Source organism: Rhodanobacter sp. G1 (genome assembly GCF_055397855.1).
This window is the reverse complement of sequence record NZ_AP039674.1, coordinates 145,187-163,100: the sequence shown is the minus strand read 5'-3', so window position 1 is coordinate 163,100 and position 17,914 is coordinate 145,187. Positions and strand designations below refer to the sequence as shown.

14 protein-coding genes are annotated in these 17,914 nt (G+C 70.3%); 9 read left to right on the top strand and 5 right to left on the bottom strand.

The genetic code is table 11. From position 1 onward, the window contains the following. Positions 1–62 precede the first annotated feature (62 nt). The gene (locus tag ACZ5Z2_RS00665) at positions 63–3,305 is read right to left on the bottom strand and encodes an efflux RND transporter permease subunit (RefSeq protein ID WP_464760058.1); all 3,243 of its coding nucleotides are present in this window, start codon (positions 3,303–3,305) and stop codon (positions 63–65) included. A gap of 113 nt (positions 3,306–3,418) precedes the next feature. Continuing rightward, positions 3,419–4,639 (bottom strand): efflux RND transporter periplasmic adaptor subunit, encoded by a 1,221-nt coding sequence (locus ACZ5Z2_RS00660; RefSeq protein ID WP_464760057.1) that lies wholly within the window; start codon positions 4,637–4,639, stop codon positions 3,419–3,421. 431 nt (positions 4,640–5,070) lie between these two features. On the opposite strand from ACZ5Z2_RS00660, the gene ACZ5Z2_RS00655 reads away from it, so the two are divergent. From ACZ5Z2_RS00655 to ACZ5Z2_RS00635, 5 genes are all read left to right on the top strand, one after another. Next, the gene (locus ACZ5Z2_RS00655; protein ID WP_464760056.1) at positions 5,071–5,592 is read left to right on the top strand and encodes a c-type cytochrome; all 522 of its coding nucleotides are present in this window, start codon (positions 5,071–5,073) and stop codon (positions 5,590–5,592) included. 143 nt (positions 5,593–5,735) lie between these two features. Further along, complete coding sequence (locus ACZ5Z2_RS00650; RefSeq protein ID WP_464760055.1) at positions 5,736–6,398, top strand: alpha/beta hydrolase; 663 nt, start codon at positions 5,736–5,738, stop codon at positions 6,396–6,398. Between the two features lie 7 nt (positions 6,399–6,405). After that, positions 6,406–7,524: a cell division protein ZapE gene (gene zapE, locus ACZ5Z2_RS00645; protein WP_464760054.1), complete on the top strand. Its 1,119-nt coding sequence runs from the start codon at positions 6,406–6,408 to the stop codon at positions 7,522–7,524. A 66-nt stretch (positions 7,525–7,590) separates the two neighbouring features. After that, positions 7,591–9,384 (top strand): sensor domain-containing phosphodiesterase, encoded by a 1,794-nt coding sequence (locus tag ACZ5Z2_RS00640; RefSeq protein ID WP_464760053.1) that lies wholly within the window; start codon positions 7,591–7,593, stop codon positions 9,382–9,384. A gap of 68 nt (positions 9,385–9,452) precedes the next feature. Continuing rightward, on the top strand, positions 9,453–9,839 hold the full coding sequence (locus tag ACZ5Z2_RS00635; protein WP_464760052.1) for a peptidase C13: 387 nt from the start codon (positions 9,453–9,455) through the stop codon (positions 9,837–9,839). Between the two features lie 737 nt (positions 9,840–10,576). On the opposite strand, the gene gpmA is transcribed toward ACZ5Z2_RS00635, so the two are convergent. Then, positions 10,577–11,320 carry a 2,3-diphosphoglycerate-dependent phosphoglycerate mutase gene (gene gpmA / locus ACZ5Z2_RS00630; protein WP_464760051.1) on the bottom strand — a complete coding sequence of 248 codons (744 nt, stop codon included), beginning with the start codon at positions 11,318–11,320 and terminating at the stop codon, positions 10,577–10,579. A 116-nt stretch (positions 11,321–11,436) separates the two neighbouring features. Here gpmA and ACZ5Z2_RS00625 point away from each other — a divergent pair, with 116 nt between their 5' ends. Continuing rightward, on the top strand, positions 11,437–12,087 hold the full coding sequence (locus ACZ5Z2_RS00625) for a DUF4097 family beta strand repeat-containing protein (protein WP_464760050.1): 651 nt from the start codon (positions 11,437–11,439) through the stop codon (positions 12,085–12,087). A gap of 21 nt (positions 12,088–12,108) precedes the next feature. Here ACZ5Z2_RS00625 and hemF read toward each other — a convergent pair whose 3' ends face one another. Next, a complete protein-coding gene (gene hemF / locus ACZ5Z2_RS00620; RefSeq protein ID WP_464760049.1) occupies positions 12,109–13,011 on the bottom strand; it encodes an oxygen-dependent coproporphyrinogen oxidase in 903 nt (300 codons plus the stop codon). A 174-nt stretch (positions 13,012–13,185) separates the two neighbouring features. On the opposite strand from hemF, the gene ACZ5Z2_RS00615 reads away from it, so the two are divergent. The 3 genes from ACZ5Z2_RS00615 to ACZ5Z2_RS00605 are packed head-to-tail and all read left to right on the top strand — an operon-like array spanning position 13,186 to position 15,901. Next, the gene (locus ACZ5Z2_RS00615) at positions 13,186–14,370 is read left to right on the top strand and encodes a beta-ketoacyl-ACP synthase (RefSeq protein WP_464760048.1); all 1,185 of its coding nucleotides are present in this window, start codon (positions 13,186–13,188) and stop codon (positions 14,368–14,370) included. Further along, a complete protein-coding gene (locus tag ACZ5Z2_RS00610; protein WP_464760047.1) occupies positions 14,367–15,158 on the top strand; it encodes a beta-ketoacyl synthase chain length factor in 792 nt (263 codons plus the stop codon). The genes ACZ5Z2_RS00615 and ACZ5Z2_RS00610 overlap by 4 nt, the downstream gene beginning before the upstream one ends. A gap of 5 nt (positions 15,159–15,163) precedes the next feature. Continuing rightward, positions 15,164–15,901 carry a glycosyltransferase family 2 protein gene (locus ACZ5Z2_RS00605; RefSeq protein ID WP_464761633.1) on the top strand — a complete coding sequence of 246 codons (738 nt, stop codon included), beginning with the start codon at positions 15,164–15,166 and terminating at the stop codon, positions 15,899–15,901. Between the two features lie 229 nt (positions 15,902–16,130). On the opposite strand, the gene ACZ5Z2_RS00600 is transcribed toward ACZ5Z2_RS00605, so the two are convergent. Beyond that, positions 16,131–17,747: an alpha-glucosidase family protein gene (locus ACZ5Z2_RS00600; RefSeq protein ID WP_464760046.1), complete on the bottom strand. Its 1,617-nt coding sequence runs from the start codon at positions 17,745–17,747 to the stop codon at positions 16,131–16,133. Positions 17,748–17,914 lie beyond the last annotated feature (167 nt).

Sequence of the window (17,914 nt, the reverse complement as noted above, 5' to 3'; positions counted from 1 at the left end):
GCGCGCGGCGAAACGGTGGACGTTTCGCCGCGCGGAATGGCAATGCCGTCGTGCGGCGCCCGTCAATGCGCCGCGCCGCCGGCCTGCGCGTGGGCCAGCGCGCGACGCTCGCGGCGTTCGCGCAGCCAGTCCTGGAAACGCTCCATGTACAGGTAGATCACCGGCGTGGTGTACAGCGTCACCAGCTGCGACAGCAGCAGGCCGCCGACAATGGAGACGCCCAGCGGGCGGCGCAGTTCCGCGCCGATGCCGTTGCCCAGCGCCAGCGGCAGCGCGCCCAGCATGGCGGCGGCGGTGGTCATCATGATCGGGCGGAAGCGCAGCAGGCAGGCGCGGCGGATCGCCTCGCGCGCGCCCATGCCGGTGCGCTGCGCCTCGATCGCGAAGTCGATCATCATGATCGCGTTCTTCTTCACGATGCCGATCAAGAGCACGATGCCCACGATGCCGTCCACCGACAGATCCATGCCGAACAGGATCAGCGCCAGCAGCGCGCCCACACCGGCCGGCGGCAGGGTGGAGATGATTGTCAGCGGGTGGATGTAGCTCTCGTACAGCACGCCCAGCACGATGTAGATCACCACGATCGCGGCGAGCAGCAGCAGCACTTCGTCGCCCAGGCTGTTGGAGAACTCCGCCGCCTTGCCGATGAACTCGCCGCGCAGCGTGGGCGGGAATTTCAGCTGCGCCTCGACCGCATGGATCGCCGTCACCGCGTCGGACAGCGAGTAGCCCGGCGCCACGTTGAACGACAGCGTCACCGCCGGCAACTGCTGCTGGTGGCTGATCACCAGCGGCGCGCTGGTGGTCTGGGCGCTGACCAGCGAGGACAGCGGGATGCTGCCGCCCGCGCCGATGGTGAAGCCCACGTTGCCGCCGTTGCCGATGCCGGACGGCGTGGCCGAGTTGCTCGACGTGAGCTGGCCGAAGCTGGTGGCGTTGCTGCCGGTGAGCGCGCCGTTGCCGTTGCCGCGCACGGTGAGCTGATCGAGCAACCCGGTGGTGGTGCGGAACCTCGGCGCCACCTCCAGCACCACGCGGTACTGGTTGAGCTGGGTGAAGATGGTGGAGATCTGGCGCTGGCCGAACGCGTCGTACAGCGTGTCGTCGATGGTCTGCACCGGCACGCCGAGGCGGCTGGCCTTGTCGCGGTCGATGGTGAGCTTGAGCGAGTTGCCCTGGTCGGCGAGGTTGCTGCTCACCTCGGACAGCTCCGGCCGCTGGCGCAGCGCCTGGGTCATCGCGGTGGCGTACTTCGCCAGCTCCGACGATTCGGTGTCGGACAGCGCGTACTGGTACTCGGTGGCGGACACCGTGCTGTCCAGCGTCACGTCCTGCACCGGCTTGAGGTACAGCGCCACGCCGGGGATGCCGGCCACCGCGTTCTGCAGGCGCGGCAGGATCTTGTCCAGCCCGTCGCGCTGGCCGCGATCCTTCAGCACGATGGAGAGCTGGCCCTGGTTGAGCGTGGGGTTGATGGTGCCGGCGCCGATGAAGGCGGCCACGCCGGCCACGGCGGGATCCTTGCGCAGCGCGTTGGCCACCGCCTGGGTGCGCTGCTCCATCGCGGGGAACGCCACGTTCTGGTCGGCCTCCACCACGCCGGTGATCATGCCGGTGTCCTGCTCGGGCAGCAGGCCCTTGGGGATCGCGATGTAGAGGAACACGGTGACCGCCACCGTGGCCGCGGCCACCAGGATCATCAGTTTCTGGTGGTCGAACACCCAGTCCAGCGAACGCTCGTACACGCCCACGATGCGCGACCACATGGTGTGCCTGCCGGCGGCGAGGTGGCGCTCGTGCGCGTCCTCGCCCTCGGGCAGCTGGTCGGGGCGCAGCAGGTAGGCGCACATCATCGGCGTCAGGGTCAGCGACACCAGCATCGAGATCGCCACCGCGATGGTCAGCACCCAGGCGAACTCGTGGAACAGGCGGCCGGTGACGCCGGGCATCAGCAGCAGCGGCAGGAACACCGCGATCAGCGACACGGTCAGCGACAGCACGGTGAAGCCGATCTCCTTCGCGCCCAGCTCGGCCGCCTCCTTGCCGCTCTTGCCCTGCTCGATGTAGCGCACGATGTTCTCGATCATCACGATCGCGTCGTCCACCACGAAGCCGGTGGCCACGGTCAGCGCCATCAGCGAGAGGTTGTCCAGCGACATGCTGGTGAAGCTCATCACGCCGAACGTGCCGAGCAGCGACAGCGGCACCGCCACCGACGGGATCACCGTGGCCCACAGCCGGCGCAGGAACACGAAGATCACCGCCACCACCAGGAAGATGGTCAGCAGCAGGGTGAACTGCACGTCCTCCACCGAGGCGCGGATGGTGATGGTGCGGTCGGCGAACACCTTGAGATGCACGTCGGCCGGCAGCACCGCGCGCAGCTCGGGCAGGATCGTGCGGATCTGCTTCACCGTCTCCACGATGTTCGCGCCGGGCTGGCGGCGGATGTCCAGCAGCACCGCGGGCTTGCCGTTGGCCCACGCGGCGAGCTGGTCGTTCTCCACGCCGTCGACCACGTCGGCCACGTCGGAGAGCTTCACCGGCGCGTTGTTCTTGTAGCTGATGATGGTGTTCTTGTAGTCGGCGGCGTCGCTGAGCTGGTCGTTGGTACCGATCGAGTAGCTCTGCGTCTTGCCGTTCAGCGTGCCCTTGGGCGCGTTGACGTTGGCCTGGGTGAGCGCGCTGCGCACGTCTTCCAGCGTGAGGCCGAGGTTGGACAGCTGCGCCGGGTTCACCTGCACGCGCACCGCGGGGCGCACGTTGCCGGCGATCGAGACCAGGCCCACGCCCGGCACCTGCGACAGCTTCTGCGCGAGGATGGAGTCGGCCAGGTCGTTGACGTAGCGCAGCGGGCGGCTGTCCGACTGCAGCGACAGGGTGAGGATGGGCGCGTCGGCCGGGTTCACCCGGTTGTAGATCGGCGGGTACGGCAGGTTGCTGGGCAGCACGCCGCGCGCCTGGTTGATCGCGGACTGCACGTCCTGCGCGGCCACGTCGATGTCGCGGTTCATGGCGAACTGCAGCACGATGGTGGACAGCCCCGCGGAGGAGTCCGAGCTCATCATGGTGAGGCCGGAGATCTGCCCCAGCTGGCGTTCCAGCGGCGTGGTGACCAGCACCGCCATGGTGTTGGCGCTGGCGCCCGGATACTGCGTGGTCACCACCAGGCTGGGCGCCTCGATCTCGGGCAGCGCCGACACTGGCAGCTGGCGGTAGCCCAGGATGCCGAGCAGCAGGATCGCCACCATCAGCAGCGAGGTGGCGATCGGGCGGCGGATGAAGAGCGTCGAGAATCCCATGGGTGTCCGTGCTGCTGTCTGGGTGGCGTCCTGATTCGCGGGGACGCGCGGTCGCCGCGAAGCCATGATCTGTATCGCCCGCCGCCGCGGCGGCGGGCTTCAGTTGTCGGATATCAACGGCCGTGGCGACCGCCGCCCTTGTTGCCTGCCTTCTTGGCCTTCTGCAATTCCGCGTCGCTGGGCGCCGGCGGCACCTCGCCCGGCTTGAGCGGGTTGACCTTGCTGCCGGGCTTCAGGCGGAACTGGCCTTCGGTGACCACCTGGTCGCCCACCTTGAGGCCGCTGCCGATCATCACGTGGCTGTCGCCCACCTCGCCGGCCACGACCACCGGCTGCATCTTGACCGTGTCGTCGCCCTGCACCTGGTAGACGTAGTCGCCGTCGGGGCCGCGCTGCACCGCCTCGGACGGGATCACCAGCGCGCCGTCGTCGGTGCGCACCTGCAGGCGCACGTTGACGAACTGGCCCGGCCACAGCGCGTTGTCCGCGTTCGCGAACTCCGACTTCAGGCGGAACGTGCCGGTGGAGGAATCGATCTGGTTGTCGATCACCTTGAGCACGCCGCCGTTGGCCACCGGATGCGCGTCGGTGCGGTCGAGCGCGGCCACCTGCAGCGGCGCGGCCTGCTGCGCCTTGCGCACCATGTCCAGGTTCTGCTCGGGCAGGTTGAACATCACGTTGATCGGGTGCAGCTGGGTCAGCGTGACGATGTTGCTGCTGGTGGTCACCACGTTGCCGGGATCCACGCCGCGGATGCCGGCCACGCCGTCGATCGGCGAGATGACCTTGGTGTAGTCGAGCTGCACCTTGGCGTCGCGGATCGCGGCATCGTCCGCCGCCACCGCCGCCTCGTACTGCACCACGGTGTTGTGCTGGGTGATCAGGTCGATCTTCGCGACGTACTGGCTGTACTTCGGATCCTTCGAGCGCTCGTAGTTGCTGCGCGCGGTGGCCAGCAGCGACTCGTCCTGGTTGCGCTTGCTCACCGCCTGGTCGTAGCTGGCCTGGTAGGTGCGCGGATCGATCTCGGCGAGCACCTGGCCCTTCTTCACCTGGTCGCCCTCGATGAAGTCGAGCTTGACCAGCTGGCCGCCCACCTGCGGGCTCACCGTGATGGTGTTGAGCGCCTGCACCGTGCCCAGCGCGGTGAGGTAGACCGGCACGTTCTGCTTCGCCACCGGCACCACGGTGACCGGCACCGGCGCCTTGTCCTTGTCCCCGCCCATCCCGCCGGGCCCGCCCGCGCCGGCCGGCTTGTGCAACAGGCGCACGGCGACGATGGCCAGCACGACCACCGCGACGACGATCAGCGCGATCTTCCAAAAACGCGACATGCAGAAACTCCCGAAGTGGATGCGGTGCTGCCGGAGCGGGGTGGGGAACCGGCCAATGGTGACCAAGCATAGGAGCAGCGCAGCGCACTGCAACAATGCCGATTGTCAGGGGTGGGGCATGACCGATGGCACGTGGTTACTGTAAAGGTGTGTAAAGGGGTTGCAGCCGCCTTGCAGATGTCGCCCGCCATGGATCGGCACGGGGCTCCGATCGAAAGACGGCGCCGCCCCCTCTTTAGTTCCGGCGCGACGGAACGCCGCTTCCGCCCACCGGAATCTTGCCGGCGGCTTCGTCTATACTCCGGGCCTTGCAGTCGCCCGCCGCATCGCGGTCGCGGCGGCTGCGGGTGCACGGCTGCCACGGGCTGGCCGGGCGCCACAGGGGCCTTCCGCACGATCCACCGACCTGGAGTACCTACGTGAGCGGTTCCATGAACGATTCCGACCGGAGCTTCCTGCACCAGTTCGCCAAGCTGATCAGCGGGCTGCTGGTGCTGACCGTGGTGTTGATCCTGACCGCCCTGGCGATCTACAACCACGAACCCAAGGACGCCGATCCGAACGCGCAGGCGCAGGTCGCCGCGCGGCTCGCGCCCGCCGGCGCGGTGTACGCCGGCAACACCGGCCGCGCCGCCATGCAGGCCGCCGCCGACGCCGCCGCCAAGGCCGCCGCCTCGCAGGTCGCCTACGGCGGCACCACCGACGGCAAGACCATCTTCGACAACCTGTGCACCAGCTGCCACACCGCCGGCGTCGCCGGCGCGCCCAAGGTCGGCGACAAGGCCATGTGGGCGCCGCGCATCGCCGAAGGCCTGGACACCCTGATCAAGCACGCCACCGACGGCTACCACGGCCCCGACGGCAACTTCATGCCGCCCAAGGGCGGCAACCCGGCGCTCACCGATGCGCAGGTGAAGGCCGCGGTGACCTGGATCGTCAACCAGGCCAAGTAAGCAGCGCTTCAAATCAAGTCAAAGCAAACGCCGCCCCGGAAGGGGCGGCGTTTTCGTTCGCTCCCTCTCCCCTCCGGGGAGAGGGTTGGGGTGAGGGGCCACCTTGCGAAAGCCCCCCAAACACCTTCGCTACACTAAGCCCCATGAATCCCGCCTCCTTCCCCGCCGAACCCACCGCCTTCACCCTCGCCGGCCCGGCCGGCGCGCTGGAATGCGCCAGCGACGTCGCCGTGCCCGCCGAGGCACGCCGCGGCGTGGCCGTGATCTGCCATCCCAACCCCGTGCAGGGCGGCACCATGCACAACAAGGTGGTGACGATGGTGGAGCGTGCGCTGCGCGAGTCGGGGCTGGACACCGTGCGCTTCAACTTCCGCGGCACCGGCGCGTCGGAAGGCAGCTACGACGACGGCATCGGCGAAAGCGACGACCTCGCCGCCGTGGTGGCGTGGCTGCGCGACGTGCGACCGCACGATGCGCTGTGGCTGGCCGGCTTCTCCTTCGGCAGCTACGTCACCATCCGCAGCGCGGTGAAGCTGCAGGCCGATGCGCTGGTCAGCATCGCGCCGCCGGTGGGCCGCTGGACGATGGACGACGCCCTGCCCGCCTGCCCGTGGCTGGTGGTGATGGGCGAGGCCGACGAGGTGGTGGAGCCGCAGGCGGTGTTCGACTGGATCGCCGCGATGGACAAGCCGCCGGAGCTGATCCGCATGCCCGAGACGGGCCACTTCTTCCATCGCCGGCTGATGGATCTGCGCGGCGCGGTGAAGCACGCCGTCGCCGACTGGCTGCCGCCGCCGCGCGGTTGATTCCCCCATGAGCGAAACCCTCTCGCCCGCACCCAGCGTGCGCTACCAGGAAGGCGCGGCCGCGCACCGCTGGGAGGCCGATCCCGCCCAGCTCGCGGTGCTGCCCGAGTTCGACCGCCTGCACGCCGCGCTGTGCGCCGCCGCGCCGCGCGACAACGGCCTGTTCGGCCGCCTGAAGTCGCTGCTCGCCAGCGAGCCCGTGCCTGCGCCGCAGGGCCTGTACCTGTGGGGCACGGTCGGGCGCGGCAAGACCTTCCTGATGGATCTGTTCGCCGCCAGCCTGCCACGCGGCACGGTGCTGCGCCGGCATTTCCACCGCTTCATGCAGGAGGTGCACGAGCGCCTGCGCGAGCTGGGTGAGCGGCAGGATCCGCTGGCCGAGGTGGCCGCCGGCCTCGCCGCGCGCTGCCGCGTGCTGTGCCTGGACGAGTTCCTGGTCAGCGACATCGGCGACGCGATGATCCTCGCGCGGCTGCTGGAATGCCTGTTCGAACGCAACGTGGCGCTGGTCACCACCTCCAACACCGCGCCGGAAAATCTCTACCGGGACGGCCTGCAGCGCGCGCGCTTCCTGCCCGCCATCGCCTTGCTGGAACGGCATTGCCGCGTGGTCGAGATGGCCTCCTCGCGCGACTGGCGCCTGCGCGCGCTCACCCAGGCGGCGGTGTACTACACGCCGCCCGGCATGGAGGCGCAGCGCGCGATGGAGCGCCTGTTCCGCGACCACGCCCAGGGCGAAACCGTCGAGGGCGGCACGCTGGAGGTGAACGGCCGCGCCATCCCGCTGCGCAAGCGCGCCGACAACATCCTGTGGTTCGACTTTGCCGCGCTGTGCGAAGGCCCGCGCGCGGTGGCCGACTACATCGCACTGGCCAAGGCCGGCCCCGCGGTGATCGTTTCCGACGTGCCGCAGTTCAACGCCTATAGCGAGGACGCCGCCAAGCGCTTCGTGCAGCTGGTCGACGAGTTCTACGACCGCCACGTCAAGCTGATCCTCTCCGCCGCCGCGCCGATCACCGAGCTGTACGACGGCGAGCGCCACCGCGCCGAATTCGGCCGCACCGAATCGCGCCTGATCGAGATGCAGAGCGAGGCCTACCTGGCGCTGCCGCATCGCGTCGATTGATCGGCACCCCGCCGCGGCAGTAGCCTGCGGGGCGGGCACCATGCGGCCACGCAGGGGGACGCGACGATGGGTGATTCGAAGGGCTCGCCCCCAGGCGGGCAAGCCGGCGACGGGCGGGCAGCGGCCAATGCGGAAGCGGCCGAACACCATGCCCTGCCCGGCTTCGAGGCCGTGGCGCGGCTGGCGGCGCACGCCCTGGGCGTGCCGCTGGTGGCCCTGCTGCTGAGCGACGGCAGCGCGTTCTGGTACGCGCCGCCCGGCCTGCCCGACGCGCTGCCGCTGGACGACACCCTGCTCTCCACCTGCCGCGACATAGCGCGCCACGGCATGGCCGAAGTGGTGAACGACGCCCGCGCGGACGTCCGTTTCCTGCCCGCCGGCGCCGACCCCGCGCATGCCACGGTCGGCTTCTTCGCCTGCGAGCCGGTGTTCGGCCTGGACGGCCAGAAGCTGGGCACCCTGTTCACCATCGACCGCAAGCCGCGCCTCGCCCTGGACGCCGGCGAGCAGGCCGCGCTGCGCGACGCCGCGGCGCTGGCCGGCACCGGCGCGGCGCTGCGCAGCTACCTCAACCGCATCGACCCGCTGACGCAGCTGCCCCATCGCAACGCGTTCTTCGCCGACCTCGCCGCGCAACTGGCGCACGGCACCGGCACCGCCTGGCTGGCGGCGATAGAGATCGCGCCGGTGGCGCGCTTCAGCGCCTTCATCCGCGCGATGGGCCATGCCTACGCCGACGCGCTGGTGCGCGCCACGGCCGAGCGCGTGCAGGCATGGGCGACGCCGGGCATGCAGCTCTACATGGTGGCGCCGAGCCGGCTGGCGGTGCTGATGCCGGACGGCCACGGCGTGCCGTCGCCGGCGCAACTGGACGCGCTGGTCGCCGCGCTGCGCGAGCCCGTGCACTGCCTCGGCATCGAGCTTTGCCTGCAACCCGGCGTGGGCCTGCTGGAGGTCGAGGCGCACGAGCTGCGCGGCGGCGACCCGTTGCGGCGGGTGATGAGCGCCTCGTGGATCGCCATGGGCACGCCCAGCGGCTGGGCCGTGTACAACCGCAGCGACGACGAGCGCCAGCGGCAGGAATTCTTCCTGGTCACCGAGCTGGCGACCGCGTTGTCCGAGCGCACCGAGCTGGAGCTGTACTACCAGCCGCGCGTGGAACTGCACAGCGGCCAGTGCGCGACGCTGGAAGCGCTGGCGCGCTGGCACCACCCCACGCTGGGCGCGATCTCGCCCGCCACCTTCGTGCCGCTGGCCGAGCAGGCCGGCCTGATGCGCACGCTGACCGACTGGGTGTTCGACCACGGCCTGGCGCAGCTGGCCGAGTGGCGGCGCGACGGGCTGGACGTGCGGCTGTCGCTCAACGTCTCCAGCATCGACCTCGACAACCTGCTGCAGCCGCGCCTCGCCGCAGCGGCGCAGCGCCACGGCGTGCCGCTCAACCGGCTGGAACTGGAGTTCACCGAGAACAGCGCGATCCACCACAACGAGCTCACCCGCGACGCGCTGGTCGGGCTGCGCGAAGCCGGCGTGGGCATCGCCATCGACGACTTCGGCGTCGGCTACAGCAACCTCGAAGCGCTGCGCCGCATGCCGGCCAACTGCCTGAAGATCGACCAGTCGCTGGTGCGCGGCATCGACGCCCGCTGGTACGACGCCGCGCTGGTGCGCGCCATGGTGGCGCTGGGCCACGACCTCGGCTTCCGCGTGGTGATGGAAGGCGTGGAAACCGAAGGCGTGCTCGCCACCGTGCGCGACATGGATTGCGACGAGGTGCAGGGCTACCACATCGCCGCGCCGCTGCCGGCCGCGCAGGTCGCCGAGTGGCTGCGCCGGCACGCCGCCGGCGCCGGCCTCTGAACCTGCGCGCCGCCACGATCCGTGCCGGACATGGAACAATGTTCCGGCACCCCGCCCTGGAGCCACGCATGTCCGCTGTACTAGCTCTCGCCCTGCTGCTGGGCGCCGCCCCGGCCACCGCCGGCAACGGCGATTTCGACGCGCGCGTGCATGCGGCGAAGATGGCCGAGGCCGCCGCCACCGGGCCGGCCTACCAGAAGAAATTGTGGGGACAGATCGACGGTTCCACCGCAGCTGCCTACAAGGGTTGTCTGGCCATTTCCAGGAACGACAAGTCGCCGTTCACCCTGGTGCTGGACGTGGACGCGCACGGCAAGCCGCAGCGCATTGCGGCGCAGCCGGACACGGCGGTGGCCAGTTGCATGGCCGCACATTTCGCCGGCCTGACCCTGCCGGCGCCGCCGGCCGCGCCGGCACCGTACCCGCTGGAGATCGACTTCAGCGTGGCGCCTTGAAGGAACAAGGCAGGTTTCGTACACCTGCCGGCGCCCGAGCCACTTCATCTTTGCTGGCTCACGCCATCGCAGGGGCGGTGGCGCGGCCCGAAGAACAAAGAGGAGGACGTTGGAACTACTTCCGGCAACGAACTTCGCAGCGGCCACTCCGCACCGTATCTGGACATTGAGGATTGAACCTGTAACGCCTCGCGCTACTTTTTGCCCGTCATCCCGGCGCAGGCCGGGATCCAGTAGCGATCATGCTTGTACGAGCCGTACCGTCACTGGATTCCGGCCTTCGCCGGAATGACGAGCAGAGCTATTTGGCGCCTCGCCTCGCTTGGGTTTGGCTTTGCTCTGGCCGTGGCTTCTGCGTGCTGGGAGCGCGCTGCTTTACCGGGGCCCCTCGGTGGCGGTGAGGCGTGGCCGGGCTTTTCGACCGGACAGGAGTCCGGCCGAAAAGCCCGGCCACGCCTCACGGACTCGCAGGGCAGGAGGCCCGGAGAGCGCCTCCGCGGGGTGCCCTTTCTCTTTGATTCCTTTCTCTTTGGGCACGCAAAGAGAAAGGAACTCGGCCACCGGCAGGTGGACGAAACCGCCTTGTCACTGGCAACAGCGCAAGAGCAACAGAGTCAGCCAAAAGAAAACCATCGCAAGCACCCGCCTCTCGCCCCAAAGGGGAGAGGGAGGAGCTCCGCCGCGCACCACAGCGGCGCAGGCATCGCACATGGCACCCGCCATGCGCGTCGAAGGATTTACTTCGCCTTGCCCTGGTTCGCCACGGCGGCCATCTTCGCCTCGATCGCCGCGGCATCGCCCAGGTAGTAGCGCTTCAGCGGCTTGAGGTCGGCGTCGAACTCGTACACCAGCGGCACGCCGTTGGGGATGTTCATCTCCACGATGTCGGCGTCGGAGATGCCGTCGAGGTATTTCACCAGCGCGCGCAGCGAGTTGCCGTGCGCGGCCACCACCACGCGCCGGCCGGCCTTGATCGCCGGCGCCAGCACCTCGTGCCAGTACGGCAGCACACGCGCCACGGTGTCCTTCAGGCATTCGGTGTCGGGGATCTGGTCGGGCTTCAGCGCGGCATAGCGCGGGTCGTGCACCGCCTCGTTCTCGCCGCGCTCCAGCGGCGGCGGCGGGATGTCGTAGCTGCGGCGCCACACCTTCACCTGCTCGTCGCCGTACTTCGCCGCCGTCTCGGCCTTGTTGAGGCCGGTGAGCGCGCCGTAGTGGCGCTCGTTGAGGCGCCAGTCGGTGTGCACCGGCAGCCAGCTCATCTCCATCGCGTCGAGCACGCCCCACAGCGTGTGCACCGCGCGCCGGAGCACCGAGGTGTGCGCCACGTCGAACGCGTAGCCCTCGCGCTTCAGCAGCTCGCCCGCCTCGCGCGCCTCCTGCTCGCCCAGCGCGGTGAGATCCACGTCGGCCCAGCCGCTGAAACGGTTGTCGAGGTTCCACTGCGATTGGCCGTGGCGGATCAGGACGAGCTTGTGCATGGCGTCGGGCACTCGATGGGGAAGTCCGGCATGGTGCCACCATGCCGAAGGTCACGCCAACCATTCGCGCGCCGGATGCATCCCAGTGCTGTCATCCCACGAACGGAGTACCTCCCATGCGCCGCATCCTCATTTCACTCGTCCTGCTGCTGCCGCTGGCGGCCGCCGCCACGGACGGCGACATCAGCAAGGTCAACGGCAGCGTGACCGTGGACGCCGGCCAGCATGCCGGCGACGTCAGCTCGGTGAACGGCGACGTGCGCGTCGGCGACCGCGCCGTGGTGCAGGAAGCCAGCACGGTCAACGGCACGGTGGATCTCGGCGCGCAGGCCCATGCCGGCAAGCTGGGCACGGTCAACGGCAGCATCCGGCTCGCCGCCGGCAGCCAGGTCGACGGCAAGGTCGAGGCGGTGAACGGCGCCATCAGCCTGGCCCAGGGCGCGCAGGTGGAAGGCCATCTCTCCAACGTCAACGGCGCCATCGAGCTCGACGCCGCCCACGTCGCCGGCGGCCTCGAAACCGTGGCCGGCGACATCACCGTGGGCGCCGGCTCGCACGTCGAGGGCGGCATCCTGGTCGACAAGCCGAACAACGGCTGGTTCCACTTCGGCAGCGACCACAAGCCGACGATCGTGATCGGCCCGCACGCCGTGGTGCAGGGCACGCTGGAATTCCGCCGCGAGGTGGTGCTCAAGGTCAGCGACAGCGCGCAGATCGGCCCGGTGAAGGGCGCCACGGTGGAGAAGTTCGGCGGCGCCGCGCCGTAACCCGCACCGCTAGCCGCGCGGCTACACCCAGTCGCGCGGCCTGAGGTAGTCGGCCAGCCGCGCCTCGGGCGAACCGGGCTCCGGCTGGTAGGCGTACTCGAAGCGCACGCGCGGCGGCAGGCTCATCAGGATGGATTCGGTGCGCCCGCCGGATTGCAGGCCGAACAGCGTGCCGCGGTCGTAGACCAGGTTGAATTCCACGTAGCGACCGCGGCGGTAGAGCTGGAATTCGCGCTCGCGCTCGCCGTACGGCGTGTCGCGGCGGCGCGCGGCGATCGGCAGGTAGGCGTCGAGGAAACCCTGGCCCACGGCGCGGGTGAAATCGAGGCAGCGCTCGAAGCCGCCCTCGTTGAGGTCGTCGTAGAACAGGCCACCCACGCCGCGCGTCTCGCCGCGGTGCTTGAGCGTGAAGTACTCGTCGCACCACTGCTTGAAGCGCGGATAGACGTCCATGCCGAACGGTGCGCACAGCTCGCGCGCCACCGTGTGCCAGTGCGCCACGTCCTCGTCGAAGGGATAGAACGGCGTGAGGTCGAAGCCGCCGCCGAACCACCACACCGGTTCCACGCCCGGCTTGCTGGCCTCGAAGTAGCGCACGTTGGCGTGCGTGGTGGGCACGTAGGGGTTGTTCGGATGCAGCACCAGCGACACGCCGGTGGCGACGAAGCTGCCGCCGGCGAGCTCCGGCCGGTGCGCGGTGGCGCTGGGCGGCAACTGGTTGCCGCTGACGCGCGAGAAGTTCACGCCGGCCTGCTCGAACAGCGCGCCGCCCTGCAGCACGCGGGTGCGCCCGCCGCCGCCCGCGGCGCGCGTCCAGGCGTCCTCGACGAAACGCGCGGAGCCGTCCAGTTGTTCGAGCGCGTCACAGATGCGGTTCTGCAAGTCGCGCAGGAAGGTTTCGGCGCGGTCGGCTTGTTCGCTCATCGCGGGGACTCCGTGGATATCGGTGCGAGCTTAGCAAGAGCGGACTTCGCCGCCGCTGCGGCGCGGCGTCGCGCGATCCTGCACTGGATCAGGCAGGCTCCAGCTGAACGCACGCCCTCGCGCGTGCTAGGCAGGGCGCAGGCCGCTCGCTAGGCTGGAGCGATGACGACACCGATGACCCCGCTCGCGGTCAGCGCCTGCACCGTCACTTCCGCGCTCGGCCGCGGGCTGGCGGCGCAGCGCGACGCGCTGGCGCACGAGCGCAGCGGGCTGCGCCCGAACGATTTCGGCAACGCGCCCCGACTGGGCTGGATCGGCCGCGTCGACGGCGTGGAATCCGTCGCCCTGCCCGCCGCGCTGGCCGACTGGGACTGCCGCAACAACCGCCTCGCCTGGCTGGGCCTGCAGCAGGACGGTTTCCTCGACCGCGTGCGCGCCGCGCGCGAACGCTACGGCGCGCGCCGCGTGGCGCTGCTGCTGGGCACTTCCACCGCCAGCATCGGCGCCACCGAGGAGGCGTATCGCCGCCTCGACGATGCAGGCCGCTTCCCCGCCGACCTGCGCCGGCCCGCGCTGCACACGCCGGATTCGCTGGGCGCCTTCGCCGCCGCCGCGCTGGCGCTGGAAGGGCCGTGCCTCACGGTCTCCACCGCCTGCTCGTCCAGTGCCAAGGTGTTCGCCAGCGCCGCGCGCCTGCTCGCGCTGGGGCTGGCCGACGCGGCGGTGGTCGGCGGCGTGGACAGCCTGTGCAACAACGTGCTGTTCGGCTTCAACGCGCTGGAGCTGATCTCGCCCGCCGCCTGCCGCCCGTTCGACGCCGATCGCGACGGCATCTCGATCGGCGAGGCCGCCGGCTTCGCGCTGCTGGAACGCATCGACGCCGCGCCGCGCGCACCGCGCCTGCTCGGCTACGGCGAGGCCAGCGACGCCTGGCACATGTCCTCGCCGCACCCCGACGGCCACGGCGCGGAGCTGGCGCTGGATGCCGCACTGGCGCGTGCCGGCATTGGCGCGGCACAAGTCGATTACGTGAACCTGCACGGCACCGCCAGCCGCGCGAACGACGCGATGGAGGCCGCGCTGGTGGCGCGCCGCTTCCCCGCGACCGCGCGCGCAAGTTCCACCAAGGGCAGCACCGGCCACACGCTGGGCGCGGCGGGCATCGTGGAGGCGGCCATCGCATTGCAGGCGATCGAGCACGGCTTCGTGCCCGGCAACGTCGGCGCCGCCGCGCCCGATCCCGCCTGCGGCGCACAGTTCGCGTGGCACGGCGAGGAGCGCCGCGTGGACGTGGCGCTGAGCAACTCCTTCGGCTTCGGCGGCAACAACGCCTGCCTGGTGTTCGGACGCGCGCCATGACGACGCTGGATCTGCACGTCGAAGGCACCGGCCTGTGGTCGCCGCAGCTCGGCGACTTCGCCGCGCTGCGCGCCCTGCTCGCCGGCGCAGCGCCCACCGCCGCCGCCATGCCCGCCGCCGCGCTGCTGCCCGCGAACGAACGCCGCCGCGCCCCGGAAAGCGTGCGTCTCGCGGTGGAAGTGGCGGGCCAGGCGCTGGCCATGGGCGGCTACGACCCGACCACGCTGGCCTGCGTGTTCGCCTCCGCCTACGGCGATCAGGCGATCACCGACGCCATCTGCGCCACGCTGGCGCGCGCGCCCACCGAGCTGTCGCCCACGCGTTTCCATCACTCGGTGCACAACGCGCCGGCCGGCTACTGGACCATCGCCACCGGCTGCCGCGCGCCGTCCAGCGCGGTGTGCGCGGGCGCGCACACCTTCGGCGCCGCCTTGCTGGAAGCGGCGACGCAAGCGCTGGCCGAGCAGCGCCCGGTGCTGCTGGCGTGCAGCGACATCGCCGGCCGCGGGCCGCTGGCGGAGATGACGCGCTGCGACCGCGCCTTCGGCAGCGCGCTGCTGCTGGCGCCCGCCGCCGGCGCGAACACGCTGGCGCGGTTGCGGCTGCGCGTGGCGGACGACCGTGCCGCGCCGACGCCGGCACCCGCCGCGCTCGCCGGCGAAACCATCGGCAACCCGAGCGCCGCCGCACTGCCCCTGCTCGCGCTGCTCGCCGCGCGCGGTGGCGAGTGCCGCATCGGCTGCGCCGCCGCGACGGATCTGCGCGTGGCCGTCGAGCCGGCCGCTTGAACGCGATGCTGCCGCGCTGGTGCGTGCTGATTCCCTGCCTCGACGAGGAAGCGGCGATCCGCGGCGTGGTCGAATCCGTGCTCGCACTGGGCGCGCCGGTGATCGCGGTGGACGACGGCTCGACCGACCGCACGCCGGAGATCCTCGCCGCGCTGCCGGTCACCCTGCTGCGTCACGACCGCCGCCGCGGCAAGGGCCAGGCGCTGCGTGACGGCTTCCGCGAAGCGCTGCGCCAGGGCTACGAAGCGGTGCTGACGATGGACGGCGACGGCCAGCACCTCGCCGCCGATATCCCGCGCATCGTGGCCGCCGCCGCCGCGCATCCCGGCGAGCTGGTGATCGCCGCGCGCCTGCTCGACAAGGCGCAGCAGCCGAAAGGCCGGCGACGCGCCAACGCCGTCGCCGACTGGGGCATCTCGTGGGGCTGCGGCCAGCCGGTGGCCGACACGCAGAGCGGGCAGCGCTGGTATCCGCGCGCCGCGCTGGATCTGGTCGAGCTGCCCGCACAGGATTTCGTGTTCGAGGCGGCCATCCTCATCGCCGCCTCGCGCGAGCTGGGCATGGGCGTGGTCTCGGTGCCGATCGCCTCGCGCTATCCGCCGAACGCGCGCCCCAGCCACCTGCGTCCGGTGCTCGACGTCACCCGCATCACGCTCTACACCATCGCCCGCGTACTGCATTACGGGCGCGTGACGGAGAGCTACCGGCGTTCGCACGGCAAGGCTCGGGTATTCCAGGGATAGACGGGATCAGGCCACGCACGCCACGCCGCTTTCGCTCGTCACTCCGGCGCAGGCCGGAGTCCAGTGACGATCATCCACATTCAGGCCACACCGTCACTGGATCCCGGCCTTCGCCGGGATGACGAGCAAAGCATCAAGCCACGCACATTCCCCAGCCTGCGCCGGGATGACGAGCAGAGCATCAGGCTACGTACATTCTCCGGCCTGCGCCGGGATGACGGGCGAAGCATCAAGCCAGGCGCGCGAACAAACTGCCGTGGCCCGGCAGGCGCAGGCGCCCGCCCTCCAGCGTGCCGGACGCGAGGCCGTGGCCCTGCAATAGCTGCGGGTCGCCGACGGCCGGCAGCGCGCATTCCACCGCCTCGTCGGAAAGATTGAACGCCGCCAGCACGCGTTCGCCGTCCAGTTCGCGCACGAAGGCCAGCACCGGTTCGGGCGTGTCGAGGAAGCGGATGCTGCCGCGACACAGCGCGGGCTGGTCGCGGCGCCAGTGCATGAAGCGGCGGTAGCCGTTGAGCGCGGAGGCGGGGTCGGCCTGCTGGGCCGCCACGTTCAAGGCGCGATGCTCGGGCGGCACCGGCAGCCACGGCGTGGCGGCGCCGAAGCCGGCGTGCTCGCCATCCGTCCACGGCATCGGCGTGCGGCAGCCGTCGCGGCCCTTGAACTCCGGCCAGAACGCGATGCCGTAGGGATCGCGCAGCGCCTCGTAGGGCAGTTCGGCCTCGGTGAGGCCGAGTTCCTCGCCCTGGTAGACGCACACCGAACCGCGCAGCGAGCAGACCATCGCGGTGAGCTGGTTCGCCATCGCGGCGGAAGCGCGGCCTTTGCCCCAGCGGCTGAGCACGCGCTCCACGTCGTGGTTGGAGATCGCCCAGCACGGCCAGCCTTCGGTCATCTTCGCTTCCAGCGCGCGCACCGTTTCGCGGATGTAGGCGGCGCTGAAATCGCTGGTGAGCAGCTCGAAGCTGTAGCCCATGTGCAGGCGCCGGCCGCTGGTGTACTCGGCCATCGTCGCCAGCGAATCCTCGGAGGAGATTTCGCCCAGCGTGGCGATGCCGGGGTAGCGATCCATCAACGCGCGCAGGTCTTCGAGGAACGCGAGGTTCTCCGGCTGCGTGTTGTTGTGGAAGTGGTACTGGAACGCGTAGGGGTTGTCCGCGCTGAAGCCGCGGCCGGTGCGCATCGCCTTCGGCTTGGCCGGGTTGTCGCGCAGCTGCGCGTCGTGGAAGCAGAAGTTGATGGAATCGAGGCGGAAGCCGTCCACGCCGCGATCCAGCCAGAAGCGCAGGTTGTCCAGCACCGCGGCGCGCACGTCCGCGTTGTGGAAGTTGAGGTCGGGCTGGCTGGCGAGGAAGTTGTGCAGGTAGTACTGGCCGCGCCGCGGCTCCCACTGCCACGCGCCGCCGCCGAAGATCGACAGCCAGTTGTTCGGCGGCGTGCCGTCCTCGTTGGCGTCGGCCCACACGTACCAGTCGGCCTTGGCGTTGTCGCGGCCCTGCTTGCTTTCCTTGAACCACGCGTGCTCGTCCGAGGTGTGGCTGAGCACCTGGTCGATCATCACCTTGAGCCCGCGCGCGTGCGCTTCGCGCAGCAGGCGGTCGAAATCCGCGAGCGTGCCGAACAGCGGGTCGACGTCGCAGGAATCTGCGATGTCGTAGCCGAAATCCGCCATCGGCGAGCGGAAGAACGGCGCGACCCAGATCGCGTCCACGCCGAGGCCGGCCACGTAGTCGAGGCGCTCGATGATGCCGGGCAGGTCGCCCACGCCGTCGCCGTTGGTGTCGAGGAAGCTGCGCGGGTAGATCTGGTAGATGACGGCGCCGCGCCACCAGGGTGTGTTGGTCATTGGCTGTGCCCCATGACGCGGAGCTGGCCACTCCGTCCGTCGAATGGCGATCAGCTTAGTGGCAGGCCGTGCGCACCCCGCACAGTGCTGCATACGTATTCATGGATGCTGCGCCTGCGTCATGCGCGCAAATCAAATGGACGTCCAAACGATTTTCGCGAAGCGGC

Coding starts and splice junctions, on each gene's coding strand:
- ACZ5Z2_RS00665 (WP_464760058.1), bottom strand. CDS start 3,305: ATGGGATTCTCGACGCTCTTCATCCGCCGCCCGATCGCCACCTCGCTG.
- ACZ5Z2_RS00660 (WP_464760057.1), bottom strand. CDS start 4,639: ATGTCGCGTTTTTGGAAGATCGCGCTGATCGTCGTCGCGGTGGTCGTG.
- ACZ5Z2_RS00655 (WP_464760056.1), top strand. CDS start 5,071: ATGAACGATTCCGACCGGAGCTTCCTGCACCAGTTCGCCAAGCTGATC.
- ACZ5Z2_RS00650 (WP_464760055.1), top strand. CDS start 5,736: ATGAATCCCGCCTCCTTCCCCGCCGAACCCACCGCCTTCACCCTCGCC.
- zapE (WP_464760054.1), top strand. CDS start 6,406: ATGAGCGAAACCCTCTCGCCCGCACCCAGCGTGCGCTACCAGGAAGGC.
- ACZ5Z2_RS00640 (WP_464760053.1), top strand. CDS start 7,591: ATGGGTGATTCGAAGGGCTCGCCCCCAGGCGGGCAAGCCGGCGACGGG.
- ACZ5Z2_RS00635 (WP_464760052.1), top strand. CDS start 9,453: ATGTCCGCTGTACTAGCTCTCGCCCTGCTGCTGGGCGCCGCCCCGGCC.
- gpmA (WP_464760051.1), bottom strand. CDS start 11,320: ATGCACAAGCTCGTCCTGATCCGCCACGGCCAATCGCAGTGGAACCTC.
- ACZ5Z2_RS00625 (WP_464760050.1), top strand. CDS start 11,437: ATGCGCCGCATCCTCATTTCACTCGTCCTGCTGCTGCCGCTGGCGGCC.
- hemF (WP_464760049.1), bottom strand. CDS start 13,011: ATGAGCGAACAAGCCGACCGCGCCGAAACCTTCCTGCGCGACTTGCAG.
- ACZ5Z2_RS00615 (WP_464760048.1), top strand. CDS start 13,186: ATGACCCCGCTCGCGGTCAGCGCCTGCACCGTCACTTCCGCGCTCGGC.
- ACZ5Z2_RS00610 (WP_464760047.1), top strand. CDS start 14,367: ATGACGACGCTGGATCTGCACGTCGAAGGCACCGGCCTGTGGTCGCCG.
- ACZ5Z2_RS00605 (WP_464761633.1), top strand. CDS start 15,164: ATGCTGCCGCGCTGGTGCGTGCTGATTCCCTGCCTCGACGAGGAAGCG.
- ACZ5Z2_RS00600 (WP_464760046.1), bottom strand. CDS start 17,747: ATGACCAACACACCCTGGTGGCGCGGCGCCGTCATCTACCAGATCTAC.